Here is a 17,187-nt window from a genome sequence, read left to right as displayed (position 1 = left end):
AAAATAAAATTTAGTGTCGTCTTACTTCTAAAGGCTTATGATTGTTGAGTTTTAGAGTTAGACACTTCCTTTTGACTAACTGGCTTACTGTTTTGCTTTTCGTGTTCTTTTTGATGCTCTTTTTTTATTTTTTCAAGTGTATATTTTAAGTCTTTTTCAATGCGGTTTTGTACATCTGTTTGATTGCCAAATTGTGTAATTTTGTAAACAAAACCCTCACGGTGTTTGTTTCCACCAACCACTTGAACATAAGCATACAATTTGAGTTCTTGCAGGTATCGGTTTAAAGTTCTTGGATGAATTGGTTTTGCTTTTCTAATATCCAAAGCTGTAAATTGAGTTGTTTTGGCTTCTGCCAAAAAATCAGTTAGCCAATGATAAAATCCTCTTGCTGTTGTGCTTAATTCATCCGCTCTACGGAACAAAGAATTTTTAAGATATTTAAAAGCTAATGCTATATCGTTTGGGTGGGTCTTTACAAAAATTTCTCCTGTTGTTTTATCAACTGTTTGCTCTCTTTGGAACTGAAAAAAATAGGTAATAACTTCAATAAAATTGAGCAATAACAATAATGATTTTCTTGGGTGATTTACGTCTTTTGGAAGTTCAATCAATGTAGCAAAAGGGTTTGTAATTGATACATTTTGAAGTGTTGCAATTACGTTTTTTAGTTTTGTTTGTGTGGTTTTGATTTCATCCGTTTTTATAAGTCCTGCTTTGCACTTTTTTTGATATTCCATAATAGCAATATCTTGGCTTTGGCTATGGTTTAAATGGAGCATCAAAAAAGGCAAACTCAAACTTTCATAATTTTTATCAGAATAAGCACAAGCCAGTAAACAAAGATTTCCAGTAACTTCAAAAGTAGTGCTGTGTAGCATTCCGTCTTTGTCTTTGGTGGCTCTAGTTTTTACTAATTTTCCTTGTGTTTGCAGAGTTGCCAAAGGCGATAACATTTGTGTAGTCCATTCTAAATCCTCAATTAAAAGGGCTTTGTTTTGAAGTTCGTAAGAGTTGAAATAATACAAGGCGTTTGCAGATATTTGTGTATGAAAACTAAAAGAATTATTGGGCATACATTCACTTAATTTTTGTAAAATATAGCTTTTACCAATACCACTTTTTGCCAAACACAAAACAGAAAATGGATTGCTATATTTATAGGAAGCCAAAGCAAGAAACAAAATAACGGCGTTTTCATCCTCGCCAATGATACCAGTTGTATTTAAACCTTTTATAAGTTGTGAAAGCAAGTTTTTACTTTTTAGTATTTTCAATGCTTCTTTTTTATCGTCTGCGGATACTTCAAAATTTTCTTTTGATTTTTTTCCTGTATATCGTAAAGAGTGCAATCGGTAATTCTCTAATTGTAGAATAAGGCTGTGTAAAGTTTTAGAAACCTCCAACATTTTAAGTTCCCATTTGTCGCAAAGTGTACGGATTAATTTATCGGTTTGGTGGTCGTTGTACAGGTCAAGTGTGCTTCTAAATGACGGATAATTTTTGTGGGTAATTCGCAAAGTGCAAACCATTCTTTCTACTTGTTGCAAATCTACGCCACCCAAAATATCAATGCTTAAAAAAGCATCATTAAAAGTGATAAAATTTGTGTTGTGTAGGGTTAAGTTTTCCATTGTAATAGGTTTAAATTTAAATTCAAATTTCTAAAGAAATTACGAAAAACAAAGGAATAGATATAAACAAAAATGAAAGAAGAAAAGCCCCATTCCGCCCTCATTTCAGGGGTTTTTGTGGGGGCGAAAAACACAGAAAAACGAAACCAAAAACAGCTCAAAACCAAAGCAAAAAAGAGAAGAAAAAGTACAAAAAAGAACAGAAACAAAACCCTAAATCTGAGAGCCGAAAAACGGCTAAAAAAGAGCAAAAAACAGGCTTAAAATTGCTTTTAAAAATCAAATACTAAATTGACAAAAAAGTGAACAAATAAGAACCGCCTAAAACTTGTATTGAGTTTGCCAAAATATCAAAAATAGTTTGTTTAAAAACTAAAAAAATGGGTTGAAAACCCAAAAAAAAAGCCCCAAAAATTGCACTGCGGAGCAGAGCAAAAAAAGAAAAATAAAAAATCCTTTACTACCTACGGCAGTAATAAAAAAAGCCCCACCGCAAAGCGGTAAAAAAAGCCCAAAAAAACAGTTTGTCTTTGGCGTGATGAAGCCGAATAATCGGCTCAAAAAAATAACAAATAAATGACTGTTTCAGTCAAAAAAAAGCCCTTTTGCCTTACGGCAATAAAAAAATGAAATTTAAGATAAAAAACGTTTTAAAAGACCAAAAACGAAACGAAAAAAAGCCCAAGAAAAACCACCACCAAAAAAACCTAAAAACCCAAACGAAAAACACAAAAAAGCCCCACAAAAACCCCTGAAATGAGGGCGGAATGGGGCTTTTCTTCTTTCATTTTTGTTTATATCTATTCCTTTGTTTTTCGTAATTTCTTTAGAAATTTGAATTTAAATTTAAACCTATTACAATGGAAAACTTAACCCTACACAACACAAATTTTATCACTTTTAATGATGCTTTTTTAAGCATTGATATTTTGGGTGGCGTAGATTTGCAACAAGTAGAAAGAATGGTTTGCACTTTGCGAATTACCCACAAAAATTATCCGTCATTTAGAAGCACACTTGACCTGTACAACGACCACCAAACCGATAAATTAATCCGTACACTTTGCGACAAATGGGAACTTAAAATGTTGGAGGTTTCTAAAACTTTACACAGCCTTATTCTACAATTAGAGAATTACCTATTGCACTCTTTACGATATACAGGAAAAAAATCAAAAGAAAATTTTGAAGTATCCGCAGACGATAAAAAAGAAGCATTGAAAATACTAAAAAGTAAAAACTTGCTTTCACAACTTATAAAAGGTTTAAATACAACTGGTATCATTGGCGAGGATGAAAACGCCGTTATTTTGTTTCTTGCTTTGGCTTCCTATAAATATAGCAATCCATTTTCTGTTTTGTGTTTGGCAAAAAGTGGTATTGGTAAAAGCTATATTTTACAAAAATTAAGTGAATGTATGCCCAATAATTCTTTTAGTTTTCATACACAAATATCTGCAAACGCCTTGTATTATTTCAACTCTTACGAACTTCAAAACAAAGCCCTTTTAATTGAGGATTTAGAATGGACTACACAAATGTTATCGCCTTTGGCAACTCTGCAAACACAAGGAAAATTAGTAAAAACTAGAGCCACCAAAGACAAAGACGGAATGCTACACAGCACTACTTTTGAAGTTACTGGAAATCTTTGTTTACTGGCTTGTGCTTATTCTGATAAAAATTATGAAAGTTTGAGTTTGCCTTTTTTGATGCTCCATTTAAACCATAGCCAAAGCCAAGATATTGCTATTATGGAATATCAAAAAAAGTGCAAAGCAGGACTTATAAAAACGGATGAAATCAAAACCACACAAACAAAACTAAAAAACGTAATTGCAACACTTCAAAATGTATCAATTACAAACCCTTTTGCTACATTGATTGAACTTCCAAAAGACGTAAATCACCCAAGAAAATCATTATTGTTATTGCTCAATTTTATTGAAGTTATTACCTATTTTTTTCAGTTCCAAAGAGAGCAAACAGTTGATAAAACAACAGGAGAAATTTTTGTAAAGACCCACCCAAACGATATAGCATTAGCTTTTAAATATCTTAAAAATTCTTTGTTCCGTAGAGCGGATGAATTAAGCACAACAGCAAGAGGATTTTATCATTGGCTAACTGATTTTTTGGCAGAAGCCAAAACAACTCAATTTACAGCTTTGGATATTAGAAAAGCAAAACCAATTCATCCAAGAACTTTAAACCGATACCTGCAAGAACTCAAATTGTATGCTTATGTTCAAGTGGTTGGTGGAAACAAACACCGTGAGGGTTTTGTTTACAAAATTACACAATTTGGCAATCAAACAGATGTACAAAACCGCATTGAAAAAGACTTAAAATATACACTTGAAAAAATAAAAAAAGAGCATCAAAAAGAACACGAAAAGCAAAACAGTAAGCCAGTTAGTCAAAAGGAAGTGTCTAACTCTAAAACTCAACAATCATAAGCCTTTAGAAGTAAGACGACACTAAATTTTATTTTTTGAACAATGCAAGATTTTATTAACTATTTACAAACCAAAAACCACGCAGAAATCACGCAAAAAAAATACACCAAAAGCGTAGCTGATTTTTTAAAATGGTTTACAAAGGAAGACATTAATACTACTAAAAAAGATGTTTTGGAGTACTTGTCCTATCTTAAAAAAAATCTTCACCAAACCAACAGCAGACGTAAAGGAGATTTAACAGCTTTAAGGCATTATTTTACTTTTTTACAGCAAAATGATTTAATAGCGACCAACCCCACTAACTTTTTAAAAATAAGAGGAGCAAGAAAAAAAACACTTTACAATATCTATTCTTTTGCAGAACTGGAACAGCTAAACGATAATTTTTACCACAACTTTATTAGGAATTTCAACTACAATAAATACGTAGGAGAAAACGACCGAGAACGCTCTCTTTTATGCAGAGAAAGAAACTATTGTATGTTGGGGATGCTTGTGTATCAAGGTTTGCTAACCAAAGAATTAAAAAAAATAAAACTTACCGATTTAGACCTAAACAAAGCCACTTTAAAAATACAAAAAGCAAAAAAAAGTAATGGCAGAACCATTGTTTTAAATGCTACACAAATAGGTGTTTTAATCAATTATACACAGCAAATAAGACCTAAAATAGCAAACTTATATAATCAAGAAACTGAACAGCTTTTTTTGTCTTACCCTATTTCCAATGAAAAAAACAATATTCAAGATTTTCGAGGAGTGGTGCAATACCTTGCTAAACAGGTTAAGAAAATAGACAGTAATTTTTTAAATTTTAAGCAGTTACGAGCTTCGGTTATTACAAATTGGATAAAAAATGAGGGATTGCGAAAAGCACAATATTTAGCAGGACATCGCTACATATCTAGCACCGAAAGTTATAAGGTAAACGATTTGGAAAGCCTAACTGATGACATTGCAAAACATCATCCATTTTGAGCGAAAACCTAACAATTATTAACCAAGAATATAAAGAGTGGTTGGCTACTTTGGGCTTTTCACATTCCATTGTTTACAACTATAATTTTAGTGTAAGGGATTTTTTTAATTGGCTTGACACGCAGGGCGTGAGCCAAATAAACAAGCTGACTGCAAAGCACATTACTACTTATTTTAATTACTTACAAATACGCCCAAACAAGCGAAGAAAAGGCGGGTTGAGTACTGCACATCTCAACAAAACTTTTGATGCCATAGACAAGCTGATGGAGTTTATGCATCAAATAGGAATGCACACCGCACCCAACCCAACAAATTACAGAATTGAACAGGACAAGCAGGAAAGAGTAAACAATATACACCCTTTTACCAAAGAAGAAATAAAGGAATTGCAAAACAATATCTCAAAAACATACCCCAAATATCATTTTGAAAAAAGAGAGAAAAAGCAGGAACAATTAAAACTTATTTTTGCTTTGTTTTATGGTTGTGGCATACGCAGAACCGAGGGGATGAACCTTGAAGTAACGGACATTAATTTTGATACTAAAACGCTTTTTATAAGACAAGGAAAAAATTATAAAGACCGCATCATCCCATTAAGTACAGGGGTTTATAAAGTACTGGAAAACTACGTTTACAATTTTAGAAACCTGCAAAAAATAACACACCGAAAACTCTTTATTCATAGTTCTTGTGGGCTTACAAACAGTCTTAAAGATTTACAGAAAATCACGCCAAATAAAGTCATACAAAGCAAAAGATTAACCTTTCATATTTTACGCCATAGTATCGCTACACAACTACTTCAAAATGGTGTTAGTATTGAAAATATTGCACAGTTCTTGGGGCATTCTTCACTAGAAAGTACGCAGATTTATACACATATCGTAAACCGATAATCTTATCAATTAGCGAACTAAAAACCTAAAGGGTAGCAGAACCAAACTAATTTTACAGTATTTTTTATTATTATTAGCCATACTTTACTTATTTTTGAACTTCACTTTTTTATAAAAAATTTGGGCTGTTTAAAATTAAAATATCATCAAAGTACTGAACTAAAATTAGTTTGGAATAAAAAAACATTGACCTCAAAGAAAAGTGATTTAAAAAGACGTAGTTATTTCCTCTTTGGATTGAAACATAAAGGATATAATAACGTGGTTAATGGAACAGAACATGATTGGAAATACCAAGGTCAAGAATTAACAGAAGATTTAGGTTATAACATGTACGAATATAAATGGAGACATTATGATGCTTCTATCGGAAGGTTTAATGTTGTTGACCCATTAGCGGAGGAGAGAAGTTGGGTATCACCATATAATTTTGTACAGAACAACCCAATTAATCGTATTGACCCAGATGGGGCATTAGATTACCCAATTGTTACCATAACGAAACAAAAAACTGGTCAAACCGCAGAACAAAGAGTATTAGGTTATAGTGGTGGAGCGACAACTCAGGCAGATTTATATAAAGTTGTAGTTACAGACACAGAAGACGCTAATTTTAAGATGGAATTTTCAATTACAAGGGATGCTTGGACAGTAGAGCAAGGAAATTCAACAGCTTCTAATGTAGCATTTGAACCTAAAGACGGAGACGTAAATCATTTCACGGGTAAAGTGATGCCGAATGGATATCCACAAGGTAATGGAACAGAAGCTTTAAAACTTACCCAATACGGTTCAGAGGTGGTTCACGCAGAACCAAACCAAACATCTGTAAATATGGGGTATAGAAATAAGGCAGATGTAGCTGCTGGTGTTATGATACACGTAGGTGGAAATTATGACAAAAATGGAAAGAATAGAGTTGCAGCTTCGGAAGGTTGTTTTGGAGTTTGTAACCCAGGTAACTCAAGCTCTAATCAGTCTAATACGTACTCAAATAATATTTTGAATACTATCCAAGGTCAAGCCAATAAGAGTCAAACGAATCCAGGACATATAAGAGTAGTAATTGAAAAAAGAGAAGGCAATGAATTTCCAACGACCAAAAAAATTAACTAAAGTGTTGTTCTTTTTTGTTGCAATACTTATTTCTACAAGCTGTAAGGTTCAAAACAAAACAACAGTTGTGGAGATATTGACTGGAATAGAAATCGAGAGTGATGATTACAATTATTCTGATGAGTCAATTCTCAAACTTGGGAATGTGGAGTACTTATTGAGAAGCAAAGCTATTTACGACACAAACGGAGACATCCAAGAACTTGAAATTTATAAGTCAGAAGGGAATTTAAATTATGACAGGTCAAAGCTAATTGAAGACATAAGTTTATTGGAATATTACGGGCTTCCGTTTCATCAAAAGTTAAGCTATTCGGATGGGGTCATAACAAAGGATGAAAATGATAGAATAGATGTAACTGCTATTGGAGATTACTTAATAAATGAAGATGATAATATAGTCCGATTTTATAAGCTCAAATAATTTAAAAAGTCACTCATTGAGTGGCTTTTTTCATTTACAAAATACTCTGTATTTTCCTTTTAGCGATAAACGCATCAATGACAGAAAAAATATGTAGTTTATCATCCTCGGTAAATTTAGAGACTTCCAAAATGCGTTCCCGAGTGGTTTTATCCATTTGTACGTCTGCCTTTCCTGTAAGATAATCAAGGCTTACATCCAGTAAATCCGCAATTTTACGAGCAATCTCAACAGAGGGCAACACTTCGTTACGTTCGTATCTTCCGAGTACATTTTTATGAATACCCAACTGACTGGCTAAGTCTGTTTGAGAAATGCCTTGCTTTTTTCTAAGCTCTACTACTATACTTCCAAAATCCATAAAAAGAAACTGTATAAGGGTTTAAAACCTATTCTATTACTAAAACACAAAGATATAGAAACTAAATCAGTTATTCAAAAACAGAAAAGTTTGTAAAATAAAACTAAAAGGGTATCTTTGCACCTAAACAGTTGTCAAAATTATTTTTAAACTTTTTTCTCAATGGAAATAACGGAAATCAAAAACAAGCTCACATTAGCAACGGTACTGCACTACTACCATTTAAAACCCGATAAACAGCTTCGTTTAAACTGTCCGTTCCATAACGACAAAACCCCAAGCCTGCAAGTGTATTACAAAACGCATACTGCGTATTGTTTTAGTAGCAACTGCAAAACCCACGGAAAAAGTTTAGATGTCATTGATTTTATAATGCACAAAGAAAGTCTAACCAAAAGGGAAGCCATACTAAAAGCTCAATCTTTAATTAGTGGAAATACAGAAACCCATAAGCAACCAACGGCAGAACTAACCCGAATAACAGTACTCACGAAAATGTTTACCTACTTCAAGAATGCGATACACAACTCAAAACCAGCAAGGGAATATATAGAAAGTAGGTGTTTGGATTTTACAAAAACGGAAGTTGGTTACAACTCTGGTCAGTTCCATCACGGCACAAGAAAGGATGAAGCACTGATAAAAAGCTGTATCAAATACGGTTTATTACTGGACTTGGGAACAAAAGGAAGAACAGGAAACCCAGCTTACAAACCTTTTGGAAAATGGGGTATTGTGTTCGCATTAAAGAACAAACAAAATCAAATCGTATCACTCTATTTTAGAAGTGCACTATCCGAGAAAAAGCAACGGCACTTTTATTTAAGAGAAAGACAAGGTTTATATCCCAACTACCCAAAACCCACCACAAGACGACTGATTTTAACGGAAAGCATCATCGATACCGCTACGCTTTTAGAACAGGATAAAATCAAAACTCATTATGAAGTACTATCACTTTTTGGCACAAACGGACTAAGAGAGGAACACACCAAAGCCATAGCAGAACTAAAGGAATTACAGGAAATCATCTTCTTTTTAAATGGCGACCAAGCAGGAACAAAAGCAGTAGAAAAGTATGCACCAATGCTCAAAGCAGATTATCCAAGCATTACCATATCAAACGTACAAGTTCCCGAAAATGAAGATGTAAACAGCCTATTGCAAGGACATAGCGGAGATATTTTAAATCACTTGGTAAACACTCGAAAGGAATACGATTTTTTATTTTCAAATGAAAAATCAATTGAAAAGAAAAAAGAGCAATATCCTACACCTAAATTATTTATCCCTACTGAAGAAGAACAAAACCAAGCAGTAAAAAGACTGGTTCAAGAAAGCCAAGGAAAACAGCCAAAGCAAACAGGGCTTGATACCAACAACCCTTACAACTTGAAATACCAAGGCAATGAAGCCAAGTACCAAATAAAAGGCTTTAACATCAATCAAATGGACAGCTTAAAGATAACCCTACAAATCGAAATGAAATGAACCGAATAACTTTAAAACTAGACTTGTACGAGTTTAATCAAGTGGAAAAAACCTGCAAAACAGTAGCTGAAAAATTAGGGCTTAGAAAGGACTTAATCGAAAAGGATTTATCACAGCTTACCGAATTACTGGAGTTTTACCGAGAAAAGAAAATCCACCAAAAGCAAAGCCATAGCAGTAATAAAATAGAAGTTCCCACAGCTTCGGCAACAAAATGTATCGAGTTCCTAAAATCTGAAAACCTAATCCAAAAGTTCAATAAGCTCATCGGGAAATGCGGTATCGTTGGAGAAGAAAACAACCGAATATTATTGTTCGTGATTGTATCAAGTTACAAAATGCCTGACACCTTACACGCTTTAATACAAGGCAGTTCGGGAAGTGGAAAGACACGACTACTCAAAATCATCAGCGATTTAATGCCAACGGAAGATGTAAAGAAATACACCAGAGTAACGGACAACAGTTTTTACAATCAAGACGAATATTTTTTTGTAAACAAGCTCGTATGTTTTGAAGATTTAGACGGCTTAAAAGAAGATGCACAACTGGCAGTAAGGGAATTACAGAGCAATGAAATACTAAGGACATCCACCAGTTTAAAAGATAAAAACGGAAGCATTACAGGAGGCGAACGTATTGTAAGAGGTCCAATAGCTTAGCTATCGTGTACCACCAAAGGCGAAACCTATGAGGATAATATCAGCAGGAGTTTTTTAATCGCAGTAGATGAAAGCCGAGAACAGACCTTAAAAGTAATCCAGTACCAAAACCAAAAAGCATCGGGAATTATAGATAAAGAAGAAGCTAAAAAGATAGTTGCATTTACCCAAAATTGCATCCGATTATTACAGCCGTATGATGTAGTCAATCCGTATGCCACCAAAATAAAACTACCCGAAACGGCACATAAAATAAGACGATTAAACGAACTCTACCAAAGTTTTGTACGGCAAATAACATTACTCAACCAGTACCAAAGAAAGCGAGACAAACAAGGCAGGTTAATAACGGAAAAAGCAGATTTACAAACGGCTTGTGATATCCTTTTTGAAAGTATCGTTTTAAAAGTGGACGAGCTGGACGGAAGTTTAAGGCAATTTTTTGAGCGATTAAAAAGCTATTTAAAAGAACAAAACCAAGACTTTACCCAAAGAGAAATACGGCAGGAGCTAAACATCAGTAAAGCCCAATGCAGTAGAAATATTGGACGGTTAAGAGCAATGGAATATATCACGAGTAAATACTCAAATAATTTAAGGAGAGTAAGTTACAAAGTAGATTATTGGGATAATTACGCAAAAATCAGAGCCAATATAAAGGATGATTTAACCAACCAAATAAATGAACTATAAAGGAAAAGGGAACAATAGGAAACAATAATGGAACAATACAAATAACTATTAATCAATAAGTAAAGGTGTGTTTTAGGTGGATTGTTCCTTGTTCCAAAAAGTAAGTGTGTATGGGCAGACCGAAAAACATCATAGTCATAAACGAAGATTACCAAAAACTGGCAGAAAGCTTTTACAGATACCTTTTAAGATTGGGCTACAATGCCAAAGGATGCAAATCAAGATACAATTATTTATGTGAGTTCTTAAACTGGTTAGAGCAAAAAGGATTATTGAATATTACCAAAATCACAGCTTTAGAAATTACAAATTACTATCAGTACATCAGCGAAAGACCCAACAAGACAACAGGCGGAATATTAAGCCAAAAAACAACGCATAGCCATATGCGAATTATCCGAGACCTTTTTATAATGTTGCAGAATGAGGGCAAAGTAAAAACCAATCCTTGCAGTTCCCATACCCAAAAGCAAGAGAAGAAAGAACCGTATTAGACCAGGAAGAAATCAAACAACTTTACAAAGCATCAGAAACCGCCCAGGAACGAGCAATTTTAAGTTTAGCATACGGATGTGGTCTGCGAGTTGGAGAGCTTGTAAACTGCAATATTGAGGACATCAGACTACGAGAAAAAATAATCATCATCCCAAAAGGAAAAGGCAATAAAAGAAGAGTTGTACCACTATCAAACGGAGTAGTTAAAGACTTGGCGGATTACTATTACAATGAAAGGGAAAGCCTAACCAAAGGACGAGATTACAATCCAAAGGAAAGTGCTTTTATGTTGCACTCAAGAGGTGGAAGAATGCAGAAAGGAACGTACAACAAGCATTTAAAAATATTGGTAGAAAGAACCGAAAACCAAGAGATAAAAGATAAGGAAATAACCATACACAATTTAAGGCACTCAATCGCAACACATCTTTTAGAACAAGGAATACCAGTAGAGCAAGTGAGATTATTTTTAGGACACAGCCAATTAGAAACCACCCAAATTTATACCCATATCAGCAGAAAACAGTTAGACAATTTAATGTGATGAAGTTAGAGGAATATCTACAAAACGAATACAGCCAAACATCTGTAAACAGTTATAAAAATATCATCAATCGGTATTTATTGGCGGTTGGAGAACGAGCAGAAAAAGCAAGTTACACGGACGTTTTGGATTACATCGGATTATTAAGAGAACAAAATTTACATCCCAAATCACTTCGTAACAACCTGTTTGCCATCAAAATATATTACCGGTATTTAGTCGCCACCGGAAAGCGAAAAGACCAAATCAATAGACAAATCCAAGTAGAAAGCCTTTACCCAAAAGAAATACTACAAGAGCTGTACGACAACTGGCAAAGTAAAAATGGGGAACATCAGCAAAGATATAAGATAATAATCAGCCTTTTAATCTACCAAGCTCTGACCGTTCTGGAAATCTCACAACTAAAAACAAGCGATATAAACCTTGAAAATGGAACAGTAAATATTAAGGGAAACACCAAGAATAGAGGAAGAAAATTAAGCCTAAAACCCAATCAAATATTACTGTTCCACAACTATCAAAAACAAGACTGGAAACGTTACTAGGCACACACTATTAAAACCACGACAAAAAGGTTCCAACATTGGAACTTTCCAATAATGACAAGGGTTTTAAGGAAATGACATAAGTTGAAAATTTATAAAGACATAGGAATATTTAATAGTGGATATTTCTATGTTCTTTCATGACTATAAAGTGAATTTTATATAATCGTAACCAGAGTTATCTAGGAAATGAGTTTATTTGAAGTATTTTAAGAATTACACCCTATAGGAATTACACAAGCATTAAATTCTTGATTGGTTCGTACTCTATTTTTTCTAGCATCCTGTATTTTTTCTCTGAAGAAATGTTTGTTGGGAATTTTGCCAAGGATGACTTCCATAGGAGCTAATCCATATAATTCTGTGGGAAATCTATGGTAATTATAATATTCAACAAAACGTTCTAAATCTTTAAGATGTGATTTTTCATTAAGAGAATATTTTCCATGTAGAAATTCAGTTTTATAAATACTGTGTGTACTCTCAGACATAGAATTCGAAAAAGGAAAGTCTTTGGTTTGTGCTGGTTACATGTGGATATTACTAACGTGAATACAGTAGAAGACGGAATACAAAAAGTAGCTTTTGTAAAAGACAATTTTTCTAAAGCGATATTACACAAAGCATCTACTAATGGAAAAGCTGGAAGCGAGTTTATTAAAAAACTTTTTCAAGAGACTTTTGAAAAGTACGGTTTATACAATGCTGTAAAACCCATTAATATTTTATCTGATGGTGGAAGTGAGAATAAAGGAGAATTCTTAACGTGGATAGATAGCATAAAAGCACCTCCAGTAGTTACCAAAATAACAGCACAAACCAAAGACTTTCCTTTTTCGAATTCTATGTCTGAGAGTACACACAGTATTTATAAAACTGAATTTCTACATGGAAAATATTCTCTTAATGAAAAATCACATCTTAAAGATTTAGAACGTTTTGTTGAATATTATAATTACCATAGATTTCCCACAGAATTATATGGATTAGCTCCTATGGAAGTCATCCTTGGCAAAATTCCCAACAAACATTTCTTCAGAGAAAAAATACAGGATGCTAGAAAAAATAGAGTACGAACCAATCAAGAATTTAATGCTTGTGTAATTCCTATAGGGTGTAATTCTTAAAATACTTCAAATAAACTCATTTCCTAGATAACTCTGGTTACGATTATATAAAATTCACTTTATAGTCATGAAAGAACATAGAAATATCCACTATTAAATATTCCTATGTCTTTATAAATTTTCAACTTATGTCATTTCCTTAAAACCCTTGTCATTATTGGAAAGTTCCAATGTTGGAACCTTTTTGTCGTGGTTTTAATAGTGTGTGCCGGGAGCTTACTACATCTACATTGTTGTATCCTTTTTGGAGAAGTCCAAAAGGATAGTACCACCCCACCTTTTTTGAGGGCTTTATCTCTTTTTTTGAGTATGCCAACCTTAAATTTGGTACAGATTCAATATGTAATTTTAGACATCCCAAGTTAGTTTCAAAATATAAATTTGATTGTACTTCCTAAGCAAAAAAGCGATATCCTCATATCACTTTTTACTTTAATAATTTTCTTAATGCTTCAGGATTCATTCGATTATTAAAAAAAGTAATCAAATAAATCTTGTTATTTTCTTTATCCTCTTTATAAAATAAAGAAACGTTTTTATGAACTTTTCCTTTTCGAATACCTAATTTTTCATTTGCAAATGGATGCACAACTTGACCACTTTTTACCTTTTCTAGTAACTCATTGGTTAAGTCCCTAAAGTCTATCATTTGCTTTTTTGTCCATCTCCATTCGAGATTTTCAAAAACTTCCTTATAAGTAATATTGGCTAATCTTGTCCAAATGATTTCCATTTACTACAATCCGTAAGCTTCGTTAATTTCTTTCATTACTTGCTCATGGGTAAATGTATTACCTTGTTCAATATCTTTTAACCCAGAATTGATTAATAACTTTTCTGTTTCAGAAATATCATCCGCCCAGTCAGAAGATTTGGAAATACTACTTTTAATAGTCTTGAGTTTAGAAATAACGGATTCGTCTTTTAAACTCATCAACCACTCCATTAACTTATATTTTTCTAATTGAATATCCATAGTAATTGTCTATTATACTCAAACAAAGATAACTAATTTTGAATATAATTATGCTAAACAAATTAAACCATCTGTTTAGTTAATACCGTATATTTCCTTTCTTCTTCTAAAAGCTCTTTCTCCACCTTCCAAAATAGCACAGCTAATTTTTCTTGATTTTTCATTGTCAACTGAACCTCTATCATATATAACAGACCTAGTACTACTACTTTTTAAAGGAATTATTAACTCTGCATCTCCCAAGACAGCAATGTTTGGGTTATGAGTAACAATAATAACTTGTCGTTGCTCTTTTATTTTTCGTAAATTAGAAACAATAGTCTTATAGATAAATTCACTATCAAGATTATCTTCTGGTTGATCTATTAATAATGGATTTTTACTTTTTGAGTGAAGTAAAATAGCGAGTAGAATAGATTGTTGTTGCCCAAGAGAAAGATTCGCTAACGGTTTGGTTATATGCTTAGTTTGTCCTGTTGTTTCATCTTTATAATCTTTTGTAACCAATATGGATGGTAAATCTTCAAATTCTAATGATTCTAAATCCTCTCTTTGATTAGTATCTGTATATTTTGAAAGAATACGATTGATTTCAGAATCATTAAATACTTGCACTCCGTCATCATTTATTTGCTTTAAAAATTCTAAATCTTTTTTTAATAATCCTTTTGAAAAGTCAATGGGATTTGTATTTCTTGAAATAAGATGAGCTTTTTTCACTCCGCTTGTTCTATAATCAAGTACTACTTTTAAATGTTCTTCAAATTGCTTAGAGTATGTCCCTTGCTTATATTTAATTGTAATATAGAACCCTTCAATTGTATTTTTGAGATTCTTATTTAATTCGCTTGCTAATGCTCCTCTAGAATAGAATATTTTATCTTTAGTTTCTTTGCGCTCTTTTAATAATTCCTTTCGTTCTTTTATTTTTTCATCAAGCATTTTCTTATCATTCAAAAGCTTTTTTAGCCTTTTTTGATAATATAGAAGGTCTTTAGATATTTGATTTATTTGTCCAATATCAAAAGGAATTCCCTGTTTTTTTAGCTCCTCTTTTTTCTTGTCAATTTCTTTTTGAATATCAGCTTCTTTGGATTTCCAATTGATAAGCTGGCTTCTTAATCTTTTTACTTTAGCAGTGAGTTCAATATTTAATTTTTCAGAAGTAGTGTTGACTACGTTAGAAAATTCAGCAACAATTTTTTTAACTTCTTCAAAATTATCCTTGCCAACTATAATATCTTTACCATCTAGTTCTTCCACCATTTCAAAAACAGATTTATCACTAAAAATGTTTTGATACTTTTCAATAAGGTCTTTTAAGTCTTTAATCAAATCGTTTCTTAATGCTCGTTCTTGTAAAAGAGCAGAATGGTGCTTTACCAAATCTCCAACTTTTTCTTTTTGAAGTCTTTTTATTTTGCCTTCTCTATCTTTTTTTAACTTTTGAGTTTCCTTTATATTTTTAACTTCGAGTCTTAACTTATCAATATCACTTTTATTTTCAATAAGTTTATTTCGTAAATCTTCATCTTCTGTTTTTAAGGATGCTATATCAATAAAAGAATCAAGAAATTCTAATAAAACATTGGGGTTACTATCACTGTGTTGTAAAGTTTCTGCTGTTTCTCCTTGCCCATAAATTTCAATAGGCACTCTAATCATCGCATCCTCATCAGCATCCGTCATATTAATGACTTCTCCATTTTTCTCTCTAACGAATAATGTTTTTTTACCAGTTTCATCTTCAAAAACAAGACTAATTTTATCTGACCAAACCTCACTATCTACAACCTTAGCACCTCTACCGTTGCCTGAAGTTTCACAAATAGATTCTAACATTGTAGATTTTCCAGTTCCACGACCTCCGATAATACAAGTAAGGTTATTACTAAAATGTACGGTCTGCTCTTTTAATAATCCTCCTTCAAAATGCATTCCAGCAAAATGCGGTATCTGCTCTGGAATAAAATCTTCAAGACGAATACGTGCCATAGGGGTTGTCAGTGCTATTTTAAATGCATGGAATGTGAGTTCATCCATTTTAATTCTAGTAAGTCTTCCGTTACCTTCTGCATTAAGACCAAGTTTATCTAGTTTATGTGAATCAGAAGACATTAATTTAGCAAGGTCATAATCATCTTGTAAGTCCAATTCTTTGCGATGAATTTTTATAAGGTTTTTTCTATCACTTTCTTGGTCATTATCCGTATAAAAATCAACACTATCCTTAGATGTAATTTCTAAGGCATAAAGATTTGGGTGTTTAAAAATATTCTCCATTTGAGGTCCAAATCTTCCAATTGTTCTTTCAAAACCAGAGCTTAATTCAATATGAGCAAGCACGCCAATCCCGTTAAATTCTCTTGCTAGATCTAAACAATTAATAATCCCCTCACTACATGTTTCTTTATTTGAAGCAATGTGTAGTTTTCCTTTAAAATTTGATAAATTTTCAAAGGAATCAAAGTAAACTAATAAATGCCCTTGAGTAGTACTTACTTCAATACCTGGTATTACTAAAATATCTTTTCCTTTTGCATAATCAATAGCTATTTTTGAATTTCCAATTTCATTATGGTCCGGTAATACTAATCATCTTCAAACCTTTGTTTAAAGCTGTATCCACTATGTTTTGAGGTGTCATTGTACTATCTGATACATCAAAAGAACCATTCTCAAAACCAAATGAATGTATATGAAGGTCAGCCCTAACAAATTGGCTTCCGTTTTCTGTATTACTAAAATCAATCATAATCTAAAATCTTGTAAGT

General features: G+C 32.8%; 18 protein-coding genes and 1 pseudogene. 13 read left to right on the top strand and 6 right to left on the bottom strand.

Annotation, left to right across the window (positions count from 1 at the left end; translation table 11 throughout):
* Positions 1-35: 35 nt before the first annotated feature.
* The gene (locus GKR88_04475; GenBank protein QMU63610.1) at positions 36-1,634 is read right to left on the bottom strand and encodes a hypothetical protein; all 1,599 of its coding nucleotides are present in this window, start codon (positions 1,632-1,634) and stop codon (positions 36-38) included.
* Positions 1,635-2,019: 385 nt separating this feature from the next.
* Between GKR88_04475 and GKR88_04470 the strand changes: the two genes are divergently transcribed.
* From GKR88_04470 to GKR88_04445, 6 genes are all read left to right on the top strand, one after another.
* Entirely contained in the window at positions 2,020-2,214 is a 195-nt protein-coding gene (locus GKR88_04470) for a hypothetical protein (protein ID QMU63609.1), read from the top strand.
* Between the two features lie 280 nt (positions 2,215-2,494).
* Positions 2,495-4,093 carry a hypothetical protein gene (locus GKR88_04465; GenBank protein ID QMU63608.1) on the top strand — a complete coding sequence of 533 codons (1,599 nt, stop codon included), beginning with the start codon at positions 2,495-2,497 and terminating at the stop codon, positions 4,091-4,093.
* A 42-nt stretch (positions 4,094-4,135) separates the two neighbouring features.
* Positions 4,136-5,074 carry a tyrosine-type recombinase/integrase gene (locus GKR88_04460; GenBank protein ID QMU63607.1) on the top strand — a complete coding sequence of 313 codons (939 nt, stop codon included), beginning with the start codon at positions 4,136-4,138 and terminating at the stop codon, positions 5,072-5,074.
* Positions 5,071-5,976, top strand: coding sequence for a tyrosine-type recombinase/integrase (locus tag GKR88_04455; protein QMU63606.1), 906 nt, complete (start codon positions 5,071-5,073; stop codon positions 5,974-5,976). The genes GKR88_04460 and GKR88_04455 overlap by 4 nt, the downstream gene beginning before the upstream one ends.
* 66 nt (positions 5,977-6,042) lie before the next feature.
* Positions 6,043-7,092, top strand: coding sequence for a hypothetical protein (locus GKR88_04450; protein ID QMU63605.1), 1,050 nt, complete (start codon positions 6,043-6,045; stop codon positions 7,090-7,092).
* Positions 7,061-7,516 (top strand): hypothetical protein, encoded by a 456-nt coding sequence (locus tag GKR88_04445; protein QMU63604.1) that lies wholly within the window; start codon positions 7,061-7,063, stop codon positions 7,514-7,516. The genes GKR88_04450 and GKR88_04445 overlap by 32 nt, the downstream gene beginning before the upstream one ends.
* Positions 7,517-7,550: 34 nt before the next feature.
* Here GKR88_04445 and GKR88_04440 read toward each other — a convergent pair whose 3' ends face one another.
* Entirely contained in the window at positions 7,551-7,877 is a 327-nt protein-coding gene (locus GKR88_04440; protein ID QMU63603.1) for a helix-turn-helix domain-containing protein, read from the bottom strand.
* Between the two features lie 162 nt (positions 7,878-8,039).
* Between GKR88_04440 and GKR88_04435 the strand changes: the two genes are divergently transcribed.
* From GKR88_04435 to GKR88_04410, 6 genes are all read left to right on the top strand, one after another.
* Positions 8,040-9,368 carry a toprim domain-containing protein gene (locus tag GKR88_04435; GenBank protein ID QMU63602.1) on the top strand — a complete coding sequence of 443 codons (1,329 nt, stop codon included), beginning with the start codon at positions 8,040-8,042 and terminating at the stop codon, positions 9,366-9,368.
* Complete coding sequence (locus GKR88_04430) at positions 9,365-10,030, top strand: hypothetical protein (protein QMU63601.1); 666 nt, start codon at positions 9,365-9,367, stop codon at positions 10,028-10,030. Before GKR88_04435 ends, GKR88_04430 begins: the two co-directional genes overlap by 4 nt.
* Positions 10,031-10,069: 39 nt before the next feature.
* Entirely contained in the window at positions 10,070-10,723 is a 654-nt protein-coding gene (locus GKR88_04425; protein QMU63600.1) for a winged helix-turn-helix transcriptional regulator, read from the top strand.
* A 110-nt stretch (positions 10,724-10,833) separates the two neighbouring features.
* Entirely contained in the window at positions 10,834-11,217 is a 384-nt protein-coding gene (locus tag GKR88_04420; GenBank protein ID QMU63599.1) for a hypothetical protein, read from the top strand.
* A complete protein-coding gene (locus GKR88_04415; protein QMU63598.1) occupies positions 11,172-11,762 on the top strand; it encodes a tyrosine-type recombinase/integrase in 591 nt (196 codons plus the stop codon). The genes GKR88_04420 and GKR88_04415 overlap by 46 nt, the downstream gene beginning before the upstream one ends.
* Positions 11,762-12,310: a hypothetical protein gene (locus tag GKR88_04410; GenBank protein ID QMU63597.1), complete on the top strand. Its 549-nt coding sequence runs from the start codon at positions 11,762-11,764 to the stop codon at positions 12,308-12,310. Before GKR88_04415 ends, GKR88_04410 begins: the two co-directional genes overlap by 1 nt.
* A gap of 209 nt (positions 12,311-12,519) precedes the next feature.
* Here GKR88_04410 and GKR88_04405 read toward each other — a convergent pair whose 3' ends face one another.
* Entirely contained in the window at positions 12,520-12,801 is a 282-nt protein-coding gene (locus tag GKR88_04405; protein ID QMU63596.1) for an IS3 family transposase, read from the bottom strand.
* Between the two features lie 42 nt (positions 12,802-12,843).
* Between GKR88_04405 and GKR88_04400 the strand changes: the two genes are divergently transcribed.
* The gene (locus GKR88_04400) at positions 12,844-13,437 is read left to right on the top strand and encodes a hypothetical protein (GenBank protein ID QMU63595.1); all 594 of its coding nucleotides are present in this window, start codon (positions 12,844-12,846) and stop codon (positions 13,435-13,437) included.
* A gap of 427 nt (positions 13,438-13,864) precedes the next feature.
* On the opposite strand, the gene GKR88_04395 is transcribed toward GKR88_04400, so the two are convergent.
* From GKR88_04395 to GKR88_04385, 3 genes and pseudogenes are all read right to left on the bottom strand, one after another.
* Entirely contained in the window at positions 13,865-14,170 is a 306-nt protein-coding gene (locus GKR88_04395) for a hypothetical protein (protein ID QMU63594.1), read from the bottom strand.
* Between the two features lie 3 nt (positions 14,171-14,173).
* Positions 14,174-14,413: a hypothetical protein gene (locus tag GKR88_04390; GenBank protein ID QMU63593.1), complete on the bottom strand. Its 240-nt coding sequence runs from the start codon at positions 14,411-14,413 to the stop codon at positions 14,174-14,176.
* Between the two features lie 75 nt (positions 14,414-14,488).
* Positions 14,489-17,168 (bottom strand): annotated as a pseudogene (locus GKR88_04385) (AAA family ATPase).
* Positions 17,169-17,187: the final 19 nt, after the last annotated feature.

The organism is Flavobacteriaceae bacterium, assembly GCA_014075215.1.
In the GTDB taxonomy this organism is placed as follows: domain Bacteria; phylum Bacteroidota; class Bacteroidia; order Flavobacteriales; family Flavobacteriaceae; genus Polaribacter.
Note: the sequence above shows the minus strand (reverse complement) of the source record. Positions and strands in the feature narration are given on the sequence as shown.

Coding starts and splice junctions, on each gene's coding strand:
- GKR88_04475 (QMU63610.1), bottom strand. CDS start 1,634: ATGGAAAACTTAACCCTACACAACACAAATTTTATCACTTTTAATGAT.
- GKR88_04465 (QMU63608.1), top strand. CDS start 2,495: ATGGAAAACTTAACCCTACACAACACAAATTTTATCACTTTTAATGAT.
- GKR88_04460 (QMU63607.1), top strand. CDS start 4,136: ATGCAAGATTTTATTAACTATTTACAAACCAAAAACCACGCAGAAATC.
- GKR88_04445 (QMU63604.1), top strand. CDS start 7,061: ATGAATTTCCAACGACCAAAAAAATTAACTAAAGTGTTGTTCTTTTTT.
- GKR88_04440 (QMU63603.1), bottom strand. CDS start 7,877: ATGGATTTTGGAAGTATAGTAGTAGAGCTTAGAAAAAAGCAAGGCATT.
- GKR88_04435 (QMU63602.1), top strand. CDS start 8,040: ATGGAAATAACGGAAATCAAAAACAAGCTCACATTAGCAACGGTACTG.
- GKR88_04430 (QMU63601.1), top strand. CDS start 9,365: ATGAACCGAATAACTTTAAAACTAGACTTGTACGAGTTTAATCAAGTG.
- GKR88_04420 (QMU63599.1), top strand. CDS start 10,834: ATGGGCAGACCGAAAAACATCATAGTCATAAACGAAGATTACCAAAAA.
- GKR88_04410 (QMU63597.1), top strand. CDS start 11,762: ATGAAGTTAGAGGAATATCTACAAAACGAATACAGCCAAACATCTGTA.
- GKR88_04405 (QMU63596.1), bottom strand. CDS start 12,801: ATGTCTGAGAGTACACACAGTATTTATAAAACTGAATTTCTACATGGA.
- GKR88_04395 (QMU63594.1), bottom strand. CDS start 14,170: ATGGAAATCATTTGGACAAGATTAGCCAATATTACTTATAAGGAAGTT.
- GKR88_04390 (QMU63593.1), bottom strand. CDS start 14,413: ATGGATATTCAATTAGAAAAATATAAGTTAATGGAGTGGTTGATGAGT.